Annotated in this window: 12 protein-coding genes and 1 tRNA gene; 5 read left to right on the top strand and 8 right to left on the bottom strand. The window is 73.9% G+C overall.

Features of this window, described 5'->3' with window-relative positions; all coding sequences use genetic code 11:
• Positions 1 to 3: 3 nt before the first annotated feature.
• Both IE308_RS05350 and IE308_RS05345 read left to right on the top strand, forming a co-directional pair.
• Positions 4 to 1,344 (top strand): SDR family NAD(P)-dependent oxidoreductase, encoded by a 1,341-nt coding sequence (locus IE308_RS05350; protein ID WP_190216787.1) that lies wholly within the window; start codon positions 4 to 6, stop codon positions 1,342 to 1,344.
• The gene (locus IE308_RS05345; protein ID WP_229908707.1) at positions 1,341 to 2,924 is read left to right on the top strand and encodes a ribonuclease inhibitor; all 1,584 of its coding nucleotides are present in this window, start codon (positions 1,341 to 1,343) and stop codon (positions 2,922 to 2,924) included. The genes IE308_RS05350 and IE308_RS05345 overlap by 4 nt, the downstream gene beginning before the upstream one ends.
• A gap of 11 nt (positions 2,925 to 2,935) precedes the next feature.
• Here IE308_RS05345 and IE308_RS05340 read toward each other — a convergent pair whose 3' ends face one another.
• Both IE308_RS05340 and IE308_RS05335 read right to left on the bottom strand, forming a co-directional pair.
• On the bottom strand, positions 2,936 to 4,762 hold the full coding sequence (locus tag IE308_RS05340; RefSeq protein WP_190216786.1) for an AAA family ATPase: 1,827 nt from the start codon (positions 4,760 to 4,762) through the stop codon (positions 2,936 to 2,938).
• Positions 4,763 to 6,172: a vWA domain-containing protein gene (locus IE308_RS05335; RefSeq protein WP_190216785.1), complete on the bottom strand. Its 1,410-nt coding sequence runs from the start codon at positions 6,170 to 6,172 to the stop codon at positions 4,763 to 4,765. It lies immediately after the preceding gene.
• Between the two features lie 113 nt (positions 6,173 to 6,285).
• On the opposite strand from IE308_RS05335, the gene IE308_RS05330 reads away from it, so the two are divergent.
• Positions 6,286 to 6,361 (top strand) — tRNA-Trp (locus IE308_RS05330).
• A gap of 45 nt (positions 6,362 to 6,406) precedes the next feature.
• Here IE308_RS05330 and IE308_RS05325 read toward each other — a convergent pair.
• The 5 genes from IE308_RS05325 to IE308_RS05305 form a co-directional block, all read right to left on the bottom strand.
• On the bottom strand, positions 6,407 to 7,360 hold the full coding sequence (locus IE308_RS05325; protein WP_190216784.1) for a hypothetical protein: 954 nt from the start codon (positions 7,358 to 7,360) through the stop codon (positions 6,407 to 6,409).
• A 227-nt stretch (positions 7,361 to 7,587) separates the two neighbouring features.
• A complete protein-coding gene (locus IE308_RS05320; RefSeq protein ID WP_190216783.1) occupies positions 7,588 to 8,430 on the bottom strand; it encodes a hypothetical protein in 843 nt (280 codons plus the stop codon).
• A 106-nt stretch (positions 8,431 to 8,536) separates the two neighbouring features.
• Positions 8,537 to 9,511 (bottom strand): acyl-ACP desaturase, encoded by a 975-nt coding sequence (locus IE308_RS05315; protein WP_190216782.1) that lies wholly within the window; start codon positions 9,509 to 9,511, stop codon positions 8,537 to 8,539.
• A gap of 219 nt (positions 9,512 to 9,730) precedes the next feature.
• Positions 9,731 to 10,507 carry a dimethylargininase gene (gene ddaH, locus IE308_RS05310; RefSeq protein ID WP_110633302.1) on the bottom strand — a complete coding sequence of 259 codons (777 nt, stop codon included), beginning with the start codon at positions 10,505 to 10,507 and terminating at the stop codon, positions 9,731 to 9,733.
• 138 nt (positions 10,508 to 10,645) lie between these two features.
• Entirely contained in the window at positions 10,646 to 12,274 is a 1,629-nt protein-coding gene (locus tag IE308_RS05305; protein ID WP_190216781.1) for an ABC-F family ATP-binding cassette domain-containing protein, read from the bottom strand.
• Between the two features lie 400 nt (positions 12,275 to 12,674).
• On the opposite strand from IE308_RS05305, the gene IE308_RS05300 reads away from it, so the two are divergent.
• Positions 12,675 to 13,505, top strand: a complete 831-nt coding sequence (locus IE308_RS05300; RefSeq protein ID WP_190216780.1) for an isocitrate lyase/PEP mutase family protein — start codon at positions 12,675 to 12,677, stop codon at positions 13,503 to 13,505.
• A gap of 44 nt (positions 13,506 to 13,549) precedes the next feature.
• Here IE308_RS05300 and ssgD read toward each other — a convergent pair whose 3' ends face one another.
• Positions 13,550 to 13,966, bottom strand: a complete 417-nt coding sequence (gene ssgD, locus IE308_RS05295; protein WP_110633313.1) for a spore wall synthesis regulator SsgD — start codon at positions 13,964 to 13,966, stop codon at positions 13,550 to 13,552.
• Between the two features lie 234 nt (positions 13,967 to 14,200).
• Between ssgD and IE308_RS05290 the strand changes: the two genes are divergently transcribed.
• Entirely contained in the window at positions 14,201 to 15,328 is a 1,128-nt protein-coding gene (locus tag IE308_RS05290) for a WD40/YVTN/BNR-like repeat-containing protein (protein ID WP_373314435.1), read from the top strand.
• Positions 15,329 to 15,365: the final 37 nt, after the last annotated feature.

Genomic DNA, 15,365 nt, shown 5'->3' with positions numbered 1-15,365 from the left:
CGGATGGGCGAGGGGACCGGTACGGCGATCAGCGAGGCGGAGCTGGCCGCCTTCCACGCGGTGGTGGGCAAGCTGCGGGCGCTGCCCGTCGACGACCCGGTCCGGCTGCGGGCCGAACAGGTCGCCGCCTCCTTCGCCCGCGACGGGCGGCTGAAACGGCGCAAGGCACGCGGCGCCGAGGTGTCCGCCTCCGACGCCGCGACGATGGCCGCCACCGCCACCGGCGCCCTGGACCGCCGCGAGGACGCCCCGCTGGCCGAGCCCGGCAGCGGGGGCGTGTACCGCAAGTCGCGCCACTGCTATGTCTGCAAGTCGGCCTACCGCCAGGTCGACACCTTCTACCACCGGCTCTGCCCCGACTGCGCCGCCGACAACCGGCGCCGCCGCGCCCTGAGCACCGACCTGACCGGCCGCCGCGCCCTGCTCACCGGCGGCCGCGTGAAGATCGGCTTCCAGCTGGCGCTGATGATGCTGCGGGACGGCGCCGAGCTGCTGGTCACCTCCCGCTTCCCGCACGACACCGTCCGCCGCTTCCACGCCGTCCCCGGCAGCGAGGCCTGGCGGGACAGGCTCACCGTCCTCGCCGTCGACCTGCGCGACCCGCGGCAGGTGCTCGGCCTGTGCGAGGAACTGCGGGGCGAGGGACGCCCGCTGGACATCCTCGTCAACAACGCGGCGCAGACCGTGCGCCGGCCGCCCGAGTCCTACGCGCTGCTCGCCGCCGGCGAGTACGACGCCCTGCCCGAGGGCGCGCGCCGGGCACCCGGCTTCACGCCGATGCGGATGCTGTCCGGCTCGGCCGCCGCGCTGCCGGCCGCGCTGCGCGAGGCCGACGAGGCCGGGCTGCTGCCCGACCCCTCCCCGGAGAACTCCTGGTCCGCCCGGCTCGGCGCGCTCGACCCGGCCGAGGTGCTGGAGACCCAGCTCGTCAACGCCCTCGCGCCGGCGCTGCTGTGCGACCGGCTGCTGCCGCTGCTGCTCGCCTCCCCGCACCCGCGCCGCTACGTCGTCAACGTCACCGCCGTCGAGGGCCGCTTCGCCGTCCGCAACAAGACCGCCGGCCATCCGCACACCAACATGGCCAAGGCCGCGCTCAACATGCTCACCCGCACCTCCGCCGCCGAACTCGCCGAGCAGGGCGTCCACATGTGCGCCGTCGACACCGGCTGGATCACCGACGAGAACCCCGCCCCGAAGAAGGCCCGCATGGCGGGCGCCGGGTTCCGCACCCCGCTGGACGTCGTGGACGGCGCGGCCCGCGTCTACGACCCGATAGTCCGCGGCGAGGCCGGCGCCCCGCTCTCGGGCGTGTTCCTCAAGGACTACCAGGAGGCGGAGTGGTGACGAACCCGACGGAACCGGAGCCGAGGGAACCGGGCCCGACTGGGCCGGACCCGTCCGGGGCGGAGGCGGTCGGGGCGGACCCCGTCGAGCGCGGCCCGTCCCGAGCGGAGGCGTCCCGAGCCGAGGAGATCAGGGCGGACCGCACGGAGCCGGACCCCGTCGGGCCGGTGCCCGGCGAGACGGAGGCGTCCGCGGCCGCCCTCGGGACGGGCCCCACCGAGCCGGACCCGTCCGGGGCGGAGGCGGTCGGGACGGACCCTGCCGAGCCGGACTCGGTTGGGCCGGTGCCCGGCGAGACGGAGGCGTCCGCGGCCGCGATCGGGACGGGCCCCACCGAGCCGGACCCGTCCGGGACGGACGCGGTCGGGACGGACCCCACCGAGCCCGACCCCGTCGGGCCGGTGCCGGGCGGAAGGCCGGTGAGGTTCGCCGGGGTGCCGGTGGTCGTGCCGCGGCCGCTGGGGGAGCTGGAGCCGCTGTTGGACTGGCTGCGGGCCGGGCGGCCGGCGGGGGAGCGGCTGGACTTCGCCGCGGGGACCGTGCTGCCCGACGGGCGGCTCGATCTGTGCAAGCAGGCGCTGGGCGCGCGCGGCGCCGGTCTGGTCGCCGAGGCACTCGGGCAGGGTCCCTCCCCGGTACGGCATCTGCTGCTCGGCACGGACGCGCTCGGCGACGACGGCGCCGAGGCGGTGGCCGGCAGCGCCGTCGAGACGCTGTACCTCGGCTGCAACGGCATCACCGCGGGCGGCGCCTGCCGTATCGCCGACCGGTTGCGCGCCTCGCCGCAGGTCGTCACCGGCGTGTGGCTGAAGCGCAACCCGCTGGGCAGCGCCGCCGGCCGGGCCGCGGCCGAACTCATCGACTCCGCCCGCACCTTGCGCACCCTCGACCTCGTGCAGACCGGCCTCGACCCGGCCGGTGCCGTCGTCCTCGCCGACGCCCTGCTCGCCGCCGCGGGCAACGGCCGCCGGATCGCCCGCCTCTACCTCGGCGGCAACCCGCTCGGCGAGGCCGGCGCGGACGCCCTCGGCGCGGTGCTCGCCGCGGGCGCGGTCGACGAACTGTACGTCTCCGCCGCCCGGTTGGGCGACGCGGGCGCCCTCCGGCTCGCCGACGCCCTGGACCGCGCCCCGCACGGACGCCTCACCCGCCTGTCGGTCGCGAGCAACGGCATCGGGCCCGCTGCCGCCGCCCGGCTGGTCACGGCGGCCACCGCGGCCGGCGTCGGCCTGCTGGACCTCGGCCGGGTACGCGCCGCGGCCGTGCTCGGCGCGGCGGACAACCGCGTCGACCTGGCGGCGGCCGAGACGATCGCCGCGGCCCTGGCCGGCGCCGAGCACCGCCTCGCCCACCTGGTGCTCAGCCACACCGGGATGCGCAGCCGCGAGGCCCACCGCCTCCTGGACACCGCGCCGCGCGCCGCCACGCCCACCCGCTTCGTCCTCGGTCCCGGCATCGCCTCCAGCATCAAACGCCGCCTCGCCGCGTTCAGCGCCCACATCCCGGCCCCCGCCGTCCCCGCCGACGTGGCCGCCGTCCGCAGCGTCCACCGCACGGCGCCCCCGCCCCGGCAGCCGTAGCCGGTCCGCCGTCAGCGCTTGCGCATCGTCATGAAGACCTCCGTCCAGAACCGCTGCTGCTTCTCCGACGCCCCCACCAGATAGGTCGCCCGCAGCTTCGCCGGCAGCAGCGCCACCAGCCGGACCACCGCGGCCCGGTGCTTCTTCAGCTGGGACAGCTCCGCGTTGGCCAGGATCTGGTGCACGACGTCACTGTCGGCACCGCCCTCCGAGGACCGCTCGGCCGCCCGCCGCAGCCGCGCCTCCCACGCGTCCACGTCCCGGGCCAGCTCCCGCAGACCGGTCACCGGGCGGCCCCGCAGCCGGTCGATCAGCGCGGTGAGCGGCACGGGCGCGTACTCCCCGTCGCCGAGGTAGACCGTCGCCATCTCCAGCGGCAGCCCCCGCCGGTGCAGCTTGATCAGCCGCTCCAGGGTGCGCTTGGTGATCCAGGCCCGCCCCTCCTCGTCGATGTCGTGCTTCCACCACTCCAGCACCGTCTCGGCGTCCGCGCCGTACCGGTCGATCAGCCACTCGTTGGCCGGGATGTCCTCCGGCTCCACCTCCAGCGACGCCGTGAACCGGGTCGCCTGCGCGATGTTGTTCCGCGACACCAGCAGCTTGCGGCCCAGGTGGTAGGGCGGGTTCTGCACGGCTATCTGCGCCCGCAGGTTCTCGATCCGCCGCCCCGCCAGCGACCACTCCTGGGTGATCTCCATCAGCTTGGCGAACGCCGCCTTGTCCTTGGGCCGGTTGTACTCGTCCCACACGATCGCCTTCGGCTCCGGACCCGTGAACTTCGCCGCGAGCAGGTTGTCCAGCGTACCGTCGGGCGCGGGCACCGGGGCGCACAGGTCCTCCACGTTGGTCACGGGCAGCGAGAAGTACAGCGCCTCCCGGCCCAGGCCCTCCCGCACCGTCTCCCGCACCAGCTCCGTCTTGCCGCAGCCGGGCGGGCCCTGCAGCAGCACCGTCCAGCGGTTGCGCAGCGCCGCCCGCACCACCTGCCGTACCGGGTCGGCGATCCGCGGCGGGTTCGGCGCGCCGACGGCACGGGCGATGCGGTCGAGGATCTCCGCCGTGCGGTTCTGGCCCGGCCGGCCGTCCGGGCCCGGCTCGGCGAGCCGCAGCCGCTCGCCGTCCACCAGCGGCAGCCCCCACCGCAGCGGGAACCCCTCGCGCGCGTTGGCCAGGATGTGGTCCAGCGTGCGCGGGGACAGCAGTTCCCGCAGCCCGTGCGGCAGCGACGCCCACAACGAGAACACCTCGGTCAGGTCCCACGGCCGGTACCTGGCCGCCAGATGCCGCCGCCAGGAGGTGTCGTTCGCCGTGATCCGCATCGTCACCATGCGGTCGAGCAGCGCCAGGTCACCGCGCCGGGCCGAGGTCTCCGCCAGCGACTCGTTGTCCGTGAGGAACACGCCGACGCAGCCCAGCTCCCGCAGGTCGTGCTCGCCCAGCGTCCAGTTGCAGGCGACCTGCATCAGCTGCGACTGGATCGTGTCGCCCGCCTGCAGGGAGTCGTCGATGAGCAGCACGAACGGCCGGCCCGGCTTCAGCTGGCTCATCACCAGCTGCTGCAGCACCAGTTCGCCCGTCTCGGGGTCCCGCACCGGCGCGTTGACCAGCAGGTCGTCCGGGGTGAGGTTGGCCGCCGGGACGTACACCAGCGCGGTGTCCGGGTGGGCGCGGGCGATGTGCGAGAAGAACGTCGCCGTCTTGCCGATGCCGTGCTCGCCGAAGATCTGCCCCGTCTGGCCGAGTTCGATCATCGCGTCGATGAACTCCTCAAGCCGCGAGGGCCCGTCGGGGCGGCGCCTGTCGGCAAGGCCCGTCAACTGCTCCGTCTGCGTGCTCATCTACCGCGATCCTGTCGTGACGCGATGGCAGGCCATCGCCGGGGTGTGCGTCTCGGGCCACTCGCTGCCGCCCTGTGTGATCAGCCAGATCCATTTCTCCGGCTCGGCCGGGCTGATCGGCGGCGCGTAACCGTCGGTGAGGACGACGACCGCGTCCGGGGTGACGTCCAGCCGGCGGCCACCGACCTCCGTACGGCCCTCCACGTAGTCGGCGACGGCCTGGAAGCTGGTGCCGCCCCCGCCGTAGACCCGCTCGCCCGGCCGGAACGGCATCACCACCGCGTCGAAGGACAGCCAGTGCGCCTCCACGCCGTCGATCCGGCCGACCAGGTCGGTCAGCCAGCGGACGACGTGGTCGGGCATCGACCCGGAGGTGTCGTAGGCGATGACGAGGACCTTCTCCCGCACCGGGCCGCGCCGCGCGAGCATCGGGTCCTGGCCGAGCGCCGCCAGCAGGGCGCCCCGCTTCTTGGGGTACACCAGCCGCTCGCCGTCCCGCAGCTTCGAGCCGAGCACGTCGACGAGCCAGCGCTGCCACCAGTCGACCGTCCGGGTACGGGCCGTCTCCCCGCGCAGCAGGCCCGCGCCGAGGTTGCCCCACAGCCGCGCCGCCCGCGCCGAGCCCTCCTCCGTGCGGCCCATCAGGTCCAGCAGCTCCCGCTCGGCGCCCGCGTGCCCGCGCCGGGCCGCCAGCAGGGAGTTGAGCAGCGCGGACGAGGTGATCTCGTCGATCGTCCGCTGGTCCAGCGGCACGCCGTCCTCGCCGAGGTGCAGGCACAGCCGGGGGTCCGGGACCGGCGGGTGGTGCATTCGCTTCAGCTCGCCGTACACCCGCATGTCCGTCTCGGTGAACGTCTCGTACGGCACCGGCTGGAGCCCGTGCGCCGTCAGGTCGGCGGTGTAGGCCTCGTACACCCGCCGCGGGTCCACGCCCGTCGGACGCCCGTCGAGGAGGGGCAGCTCCTCGCGCTCCAGCCGGATCAGCGCCACGTGGTTGACGGACACCTCGGCGGCCAGCTCGAACACCGGGTCCTCGCGCAGTTCGGGCTCGGCGAGCAGATGGCGGTGCACCAGGTGCCGCGCCTCGTGGAACAGCACGAACTTCACGCCGTCCAGGCCCAGTCCGACGAAGAAGCCGGGGTGGTACAGCAGCAGGCAGGTGCCGTCGCCCGAGGCCACCACGGCCGCCGTGTCCACCGCCGTCGTCGGGATCTGGTGCCGGCACTTCGCGTACAGCCAGGACGCCACCGCCGACTCGGTCAGCCCGAAGTCCAGCAGCGCGGCCTCCTTCAGCCGCCGCGCCTCCGCGACGACGCCCGGGTCCGCCGGCCGGTACCGCTCCAGCGCCCTGAGGTCGGTCAGTTCGACCACCGGGGCGCGCAGCCGTCGCCCCCCGTCTCCGTACGTCATGTGTGCTCCCCCGTGGTGCCGTCCCCCGGATCCCCCGATCCCCGGGATCCCCCGTGCTCCATTGGTACCAGCCGCCACTGACAACGGGCCAAGCCATTACGCTGGCCGGCAAGGCGGGGTCGTAGCGCAGAGGCAGGCGCACCGGTCTCCAAAACCAGAACACGCTGGTTCGAATCCAGCCGCCCCGCCCCTCCCGCGACGTATGTCTCCCGCCGCCGCACCGCACCTGATGACTCAGGGAGTACGGGCGGCGCTCGAGTCCGGGTCGGTCCGCAGCGAGGAGGTGTCCACAGCCTCGAAGTCGCTTCCCTTGAAGGCCTTGAGCGCCGCGAGCTGTTCGTTGTCCCACCGCTCGTCCTGGTCGCCGGAGACGAACCAGGCGGAGCCGTTGTCGGCCACCACGGCTCCGTAACGCTTGAGTGCCTCCGCGACCACCTTCGCCTGCGGGGGCAGCCCGGAGGTGTCCACCGACTGCTTCAGCCGCAGCCGCAGGCCCATCGGGGGCAGATCGGGGTCGTCCGCCGCACCGGCGTCGTGGCGCGCCGGCCACACATGTGACCGGTCGGAGCGCGGAACGGTGATGCGCAGGGCGTGCCGGACGGCACCGGACGCCACCTCGTCGTAGCGGACCAGCAGAGGCAGGATCGGCAGCCCCGCCGCGTCGGCCGACGTCCACCCGTCGGGCCGCAAGGCGGTGGACCGCAGATCGAACACCGCGCCGGACCCCGCGTGCCACCGGCCGCTGCTCTGCAGGTGCGCGTCGAACAGTTCGTACGACCGGCACCGGGCGCGGTCGAAGACCACGACATGGCGGTCGCCGTCACTGGTGGGGCCGTTCTCCACACGCGCGTCGTCGGGTATCCGGTACCCCGCGGGGTCCGATTCGTCGGCGTAGTCGAACGCGACCTCGGCCTCCGGGACGTTCCCGTCGGTCACGGTGACCGGGATCCCGAAGGGCCGGCCGTCGTCCAGGCCGGAGCCGAAGTCGGGATGCAAGCGCGCGTCGGCGCCGATCGAGGCCACGTAGGCGTCGGAGCGCGCATGGCGTGGCAGGGCGTCGACGGGGGCCCTCCACACGCTGGAGGGCAGAGCCACCTCGCATCCGGGAGCGGTCGCGGTGGCCGGCCATGTCACCGTGGCCTCGGCGCGCTCCCGGGCCGTCGCACCCGCCGCTGCGGCATGGCCCACGGTTCCTCCGGCGACCGACACCCCGGTGAGGACCGCTGCGGCGAGAACGCGTCCCCGGGATCGCGGGTGTCTCCTGTGCCCCATGGTGGCCTCCCTCGCCGATGAGCAGTCGCGGCGGCGCCTCCGTCAGCCCGGGATGCAAGACGTACCTTTTGTCAGCTTAGAGTCACCAGCGGGGAGGGGCAGCGCGTACGGCCGTCCGCCCCTGTGCCGTCCCCCGGCTTCCGTCAGGCGATGGCGCCCGCCGTCGCGATCAGCTCCGGTGCGGTGCCGTGGAAGGTGCCCATCAGCTGCGCCAGGATCGCCCAGGCCTCCTCGTGGTCGCCCAGATGCTCGTGGACGAGCGGGCGCAGGGCGTCCTCGGCGGCGCGCATCCGGGCCGGGAACAGCACATGGCCCAGCGACAGCACGTCCAGCACGCGGACGGCGGGGCCGTGCGCGGTGGCGTACTCGGCGGGGCCGTCGAGCACCCCGGCCTGCCGCAGCCGGTGCGTGAACTTGGGGTGGGAGCCGAACTGTGCCCGCAGCTCGGGCGGACAGTCCGGGCGGACGGACAGCGCCCAGCGGGCGTACCCGGGCAGCGGCTGCTCGTCGTCCGCCACGGTGACCGTCCACCAGTCCTCCTCGGTGAGCACCATGGACGCGGCCGAGCGGGCCCTGCCGAGCGAGTCGACGGCGCGCAGCGCGCCGACCAGGCCGAGACGCAGGTAGCTCTCGGGGATCTCGGGCTCCTCGGCCGCCATCGCCTCGTCCACCGGCAGCTGTTCCGTGCGGCCGGGCCCGAAGGGCACGCCACGGGCCAGGGCCCGGCGCAGGCCCGGGTCGGTGACCGCGTACTGCCACAGCACTGCGTTGAGTTCCGGGTCGTCCTCCTGCAGCGCCCAGAGGGTCACGGAGCCCGGCAGCCCCGCGCGCGCCCAGGTCAGCGTGCGCCGGATGCGCAGCCGGGTCTCGTCGCGGTCCTCCGGGCCGGGCAGGCCGGTGCGCGCCCGTACCCGGGCGGCTGTGTCCTCGTCGGTGAGGCCGAGCAGGAACCCGGCCGCCCGTTCCGCGGTGCTGGTGTCAGACATGGACGGCATGATGCCGCAGGCCAGGGCCGCCCCGCACCGTGAAATCGACCCCGTGTGCGAGCCTTCGGCACCCTGACCCGAGCCCTGTGCCGTACCGCCCCGCGCGTCAGATCCGGCCGCGTGCCGCCATCCGCGCCTTGCGGGCCGCCAGGCGCTCGTCGAACTTCGACGCCTCCGCGTCCAGGCCGCCGAGGAACATCCCCAGCTCCTCCTGCGCCTGCAGGCCCTCGGGGCCGAGGCCGTCGATCTCCAGGACCTTCAGGAAGCGCAGCACCGGCTGGAGCACGTCGTCGTGGTGGATCCGCAGGTTGTAGACCTCGCCGATGGCCATCTGCGCGGCGGCCCGCTCGAAGCCGGGGATGCCGTGGCCGGGCATGCGGAAGTTCACGACGACGTCACGCACGGCCTGCATGGTGAGGTCGGGGGCGAGTTCGAAGGCGGCCTTCAGCAGGTTCCGGTAGAAGACCATGTGCAGGTTCTCGTCGGTCGCGATGCGGGCCAGCATGCGGTCGCAGACCGGGTCGCCGGACTGGTGGCCGGTGTTGCGGTGGGAGATGCGGGTGGCCAGCTCCTGGAAGGCCACGTAGGCGATGGAGTGCAGCATCGAGTGCCGGTTGTCCGACTCGAAGCCCTCGCTCATGTGGGACATGCGGAAACGTTCCAGCTTGTCCGGGTCCACCGCGCGGGAGGCCAGCAGGTAGTCCCGCATCACGATGCCGTGCCGGCCCTCCTCGGCGGTCCAGCGGTGCACCCAGGTGCCCCAGGCGCCGTCCCGGCCGAACAGGGTGGCGATCTCGTGGTGGTAGCTGGGAAGGTTGTCCTCGGTCAGCAGGTTCACCACCAGGGCGATCCGGCCGACCTCGGTGACCTTCGACTGCTCCATGTCCCAGGCCTCGCCGTCCTCGAAGAAGCCGGGGAAGTTGCGGCCGTCGCTCCAGGGGACGTACTCGTGGGGCATCCAGTCCTTGGCGACCTTCAGATGCCGGTTCAGTTCCTGCTCGACCACTTCCTCCAGGGCGTACAGCAGCCGGGCGTCGGTCCAGACGGCGGGGCTGCCGAGGTGCGGGGAAGTGATCGTCACGGGATCTCCAGGGGGACGTGAAAGCGGAGCAACATCTTCCGGCGAGCGGGCGCCGGGAACTTACGGGATCGTAGGCTACGAACCCGTAGGTTACGAAGCCGTAGGTTAAGCACGACGTAAAGACCGCTGATCAGCACCGTCAACACGGCCGGCCACCCCGTACAGAGCGGCCCCGGGACCCGCAGGTCCCAGGGCCGAACGGGGGAGAGGATCACCCGGTCAGGCGTACAGCTCCCGCATCCGCACCGAGAGGCATGTCACACAGCCCTCCAGCTTCTCGAACTCGCCGATGTCGACCGTCACCACCTCGAAGCCGAGGTCGGTCAGCAGCTCCGCGGTCCGCGGCGCGCTCGCCGCCATCAGCAGCGTGCTGCCGCCCAGCAGCACCACGTGCGCCCCGGACTCCTCCGGCACGGACAGGAACCGCGGGAACAGCGCGGGCCGGTCCACCTTCGGGATGTGCCCGATGACCGTCCCGTCCGGCAGCGCGGTGACCGCCGACTTCAGGTGCAGCACCTTGCTCACCGGGACGGCGACGACCCGGGCCCCGAGCGGTTCGAACGCGGCCCGCAGCTGCTGCACACCGGCCGGGTTGGTCCGCCCGCCCCGGCCGACGTAGATCGTGTCGCCGACCTTCAGCACGTCACCACCGTCCAGCGTGCCGGGCTCCCAGATCCAGTTGACCGAGCAGCCCAGCGCCGCCACAGCCTCCTCGACCCCGGCGGTCTCCGGGCGGCGGGCCTCGGCGCCGGGCCGGGTGATCAGCGCGACGTTCTTGTACATGACGACCGTGTCCTCGACGAACACCGAGTCGGGGCAGTCGTCGGCCGGTTCCACCTCGATCGTCTCCCAGCCGTGCGCGCTCAGGGCGGCGACATACGCCTCCCACTGCTCCACGGCCAGCTCGACGTCGACCTTCTCGCGCTCGATGTGCGTCACCAGACCTTCGGCGAGGCGGGGGCTGGGGCGGCGGACGAGGGCCTTCTTGCTGGGCACGAGCTGGTCTCCGTATCGGCGGGGTGGTTCTGCGGGCCGTCACCGGACCCGGTCGGGCCGTCTCCGGACCCGGTCGGGCCGTGACGGGCCCGGTCCGCCATCATGCAGGCCGGGCCCGTGCGGGCAAAACCGCCGTTGTCAGGCTGTGGCCCTCCCGAGATGTTCCTCCGTGGCCTCCTTCAGCACACCCTCCTCCAGCACCAGCCAGCGCGTGATGCCGATCGACTCCAGGAACGCCAGGTCGTGACTGGCCACGAGCAGCGCCCCCTGGTACGACTCCAGGGCCGTGGTCAGCTGCCGGACGCTCGCCATGTCGAGGTTGTTCGTCGGCTCGTCCAGCATCAGCAGCTGCGGCGCGGGCTCGGCCAGCATCAGCGCGGCCAGCGCCGCCCGGAACCGCTCGCCGCCCGACAGGGTCCCCGCCTGCTGGTCGGCGCGCGCCCCGCGGAACAGGAAGCGGGCCAGCCGCGCCCGCACCCGGTTGTTGCCGGCGTCCGGCGCGAACCGGGCCACGTTCTCGGCGACGGTCAGCTCGTCGTCGAGGACGTCCAGCCGCTGCGGCAGGAACCGCAGCGGCACATGCGCCGCCACCTCGCCCGACACCGGCGCCAGCTCCCCGGCGATCGTGCGCAGCAGGGTCGTCTTGCCCGCGCCGTTGCGCCCGATCAGCGCGATGCGTTCCGGGCCGCGCAGATCCAGGCCGCCCTCGACGCGCGCGCCGTACGCGAGGTGCAGGTCCTGCAGCGTGAGGACGCCGCGGCCCGGCGGTACGGCCGTGTACGGCAGTTCGACGCGGATCTCGTCGTCGTCCCGTACGGCCTCCACCGCCTCGTCGAGCCGCTCCTTGGCCTCGGCGAGCCTTTCCTCGTGCAGGATGCGGTGCTTGCCGGCCGAGACCTGCGCCGCGCGCTTCCTGAGCTTCATCACTGCCCGGGGTTCGCGCTTGTTCTCGTACATCTTGTTGGCGTAGCGCGTGCGCGCGGCCAGCTTGGTGCGCGCCTCGACGAGTTCGCGCTTCTGCTTCTTCAGGTCCGCCTCCGCGACCCGCACCATCCGCTCGGCCGCCTCCTGCTCCACGGCGAGCGTCTCCTCGTAGTCCGAGTAGTTGCCGCCGTACCAGGTGACCTCCCCGCCGCGCAGGTCGGCGATCCGGTCGACCAGGTCGAGCAGTTCACGGTCGTGACTGACGACGACCAGGACGCCGGAGTAGGCCTCCACGGCCGCGTACAGCCGCCGCCGGGCGTACAGGTCGAGGTTGTTGGTGGGCTCGTCGAGCAGCAGGACGTCGGGGCGGCGCAGCAGCAGCGCGGCCAGCCGCAGCAGCACGGACTCGCCGCCCGACACCTCGCCGATGGTGCGGTCCAGGTCGATGTGGCCGAGGCCCAGCTCGCCGAGGGTGGCGAGGGCGCGCTCCTCGACGTCCCAGTCGTCTCCGACGGTCTCGAAGTGCTCCTCGGAGACGTCACCGGCCTCGATGGCGTGCAGGGCGGCGCGGCGCGCGGCGATGCCGAGCGCCTCGTCGACCCGCAGCGCGGTGTCGAGGGTGACGTTCTGCGGCAGCCAGCCGACCTCGCCGGCGACGCGGACGGCGCCGTCGGCCGGGGCGAGTTCCCCGGCGACCAGCTTGAGCAGGGTGGACTTGCCGGAGCCGTTGACGCCGACGAGTCCGGTCCGGCCGGGGCCGAAGGAGGCGTCGAGGCCGTCGAAGACGACGGTGCCGTCGGGCCAGGCGAAGGAGAGGGACGTACAGGTGATCGACATGGTCATACAGGCCTCGCGGTTGCGTCGGTGCGGTCAGGGCAAACGCGTGTCGAGACACCGCGCGGCGACAGCGGAGGCGGGAGTCGGAAGAGTCCGGGCAGGTCCGGGGGAGCCCAGGGGTGTCCCGGGCGTCCGGGGAGGGCGGAGACGGAGAAAAGCCCTGTGCCGGAGGACGGCTCGACGCCGAGGTCGCACGCTGCGCACACACCTCACCGGTGCGTGACGCGGTGTCTCATGACCTCAGAGGAGCAACGTCCTTCTCCAATCGACGGCAACAGGACCTCGTACACCGTAGGAAGGGGCCTCCGGGGTGTCAACGGAATTAAATCGGGGGCAATCAGGGGCGCGCGGTTGATGTCGGATTCCTGCCAGCCACCGTCCGGTGCGGGCTGCTTGAGTGATCCGCATGACAACGCCGAACACCCTTCGTGACCGCGCCCTCGCCTTCCACGCCCTGCACGTCCCGGGGCGGCCCCTCGTATTGCCGAACGCCTGGGACCTCGCCAGTGCCCGCCTCGTCGAGGACGCCGGGGCCGCCGCGGTGGCGACGACCAGTGCGGGGCTCGCCTGGGCCCTGGGGGCCGCGGACGGGGACCGGGTGGACCGCGGCCGGGCGCTCGCCGTGGTCGCGGACGTCGCCGCGGCGGTGCGGGTGCCGGTCAGCGCGGACATCGAGAGCGGCTACGCGGCCGACGCGGACGGTGTCGCGGAGACCGTGCGCGCGGTGCTCGCGGCGGGTGCCGTCGGCGTCAACATCGAGGACGCCCTGCACGGGGGCGGGGGCCTCAGGCCGGTCGCCGAGCAGGCCGAGCGGATCGCGGCCGCGCGGGCCGCCGCGGACGGGGCGGGGGTGCCGCTGTTCGTCAACGCCCGCATCGACACCTTCCTCCAGGGCGCCGGCGGGGTGGACGAGACGCTGGAGCGGGCCGCCGCCTTCCGCGCGGCGGGCGCCGACGGGGTCTTCGTGCCCGGGGTGGCCGAACCGGGGACGGTGAAGCTGCTCGTGGACGGCGTCGACGCGCCGCTGAACGTGATGGCCGGTCCCGGCGCGCCAGCCGTCGCCGAACTGGCCGCGCTCGGCGTCGCCCGCGTCAGCGTCGGCTCGGGCATCGCCCAGGCCGTGCACGCCTTGGTCCACCGCGCCGCCCGGGAGCTGCTGGAGGCGGGGACGTACGGGACGCTGGCCGGGGGGCTCGACTACGGGCGGCTCAACGGGCTGCTGTCGGTCGAGGGCTGAGCGGAGCCGTCAGGGGCCGTCAGGGCGGGGTGCTCCCACCGGCCTCAGCGCGCGTCCCGCATCAGCTCGGCCAGACCGTGGTCCAGGTCGAGCTGGAGGTGTTCCAGACCCGCCGGCACCAGGGCGCCGGTCGCCTCCAGGAAGCGGCGGATGTCGGACGAGTGGACGTGCACGATGGCGGTGCCCTCGGGGGCGTGGAACTCCAGGACGGTGCGGTCGTAGCCGTACGGCCGGACCCGGACGTCACCCTGGCCCTCGGGTCCCTCCAGACCGGCCGCGAGCAGCTCGCGGGCGAAGGTCCAGCACACCTCGACGCCCTCCAGCGTGGCCCGGGCGGGGAAGGTCATGCGGACGGCGAAGGGGTCCCGCCGGTCGTAGTGCAGTGTGGCGGGGATGGTCGGCATGCGCGGCGCGGCGGCGACGAGCCGCGCCTCCACGGGCTGCGCGATGACGGTGGACAACGCCTTGCTCCCTTGTGACGGCTCAACGTGACGGCTCAACCAATGACGGGCGGACGGCACCGGCACTTCTAGAGACGTCGGAACCGGCCCATCCGTGCACCCCGGAGCCGAGTGACCTCTGTCACCGCATTCATGCACAGCCGTCACCGCCCGCTTCTCCCGTGCCGTATACGGCACTTGGGACATTTCCGGTGGTCTGGACGGCGCCGGGGGAGTGGGCTAGCTTCGCCCGCCATGACGACCATGGGGCGTACGGGACGGACGGGACGGCGGCGGCGGGCACTCGGACGGGTGGCCGCGGCGGTGTGCGGGGCGGCGCTGGCGGGGGTGGCCGCGCTGCCGGCCGCGGCGCGGGAGCCGGCACCGGTGCAGGGACGCGGGCCGGGCGCGGTCCACTGGGCGCCGAAGGACACCGGCACCCCCGAGGTCCGCTTCCGCGGCCTCGCCGCCGTCGGCCGGGACACGGCCTGGCTGGCCGGCACCCGCGGCACCGTGCTGCGCACCACCGACGGCGGCGCGAGCTGGCGGAACGTCTCGCCGCCGGGCGCCGAGGACCTGCAGTTCCGGGACGTGGAGGCGTTCGACGCGCGGCACGCGGTGGTGCTGGCGATCGGCGAGGGCGAGGCCTCACGCGTGTACCGCACCGACGACGGGGGCCGGACCTGGGCGGAGACCTTCCGCAACGCCGACCCGAAGGCGTTCTACGACTGCATGGCCTTCTTCGACCACCGCCACGGCCTCGCGATGAGCGATCCGGTCGACGGCCGCTTCCGCATCCTGTCCACCGGGGACGGCGGCCGCACCTGGACCGTGCTGCCGGACGCGGGCATGCCGCCCGCCCTGGACGGCGAGGCCGGGTTCGCGGCGAGCGGCCAGTGCCTGGTCACGTCCGGCCCGAAGGACGCCTGGCTGGCCACCGGCGGCGCGGCACGCGCGCGCGTGCTGCACTCCGCCGACCGGGGACGGACCTGGACCGCCGCCGACACCCCCGTCCCCGCCGGTGATCCGGCCCGCGGTGTCTTCGCGCTCGCCTTCCGCGACCGGACGCACGGACTGGCCGTCGGCGGCGACTACCGCCCCGACCAGGCCTCCCCGCGCGCGGCGGCCGTCACGGACGACGGCGGCCGCACCTGGCGGCCCGCGGCCGGCGCGCCGCCCGCCTACCGCTCCGGTGCCGCCTGGCTGCCGCACAGCCGCGGCGCCGCCCTCGCCGTCGGCCCCACCGGCACCGACCTCACGACCGACGGCGGACGCACCTGGCGGACCGTCGACACCGGGTCGTACGACACCGTGGACTGCGCACCGGACTTCGGCTGCTGGGCGGCCGGCGAGAAGGGGCGCGTCGCCCGTCTGGAGGGCTGAGCCGCGCCTGAAAGGTCGTAGTGGTGTGCGATGGGGG

The sequence above is a fragment of the Streptomyces griseosporeus genome, assembly GCF_014656055.1.
Taxonomy (GTDB): Bacteria; Actinomycetota; Actinomycetes; order Streptomycetales; family Streptomycetaceae; genus Streptomyces; species Streptomyces griseosporeus.
This window is presented reverse-complemented; position numbering and strand designations above follow the sequence as displayed.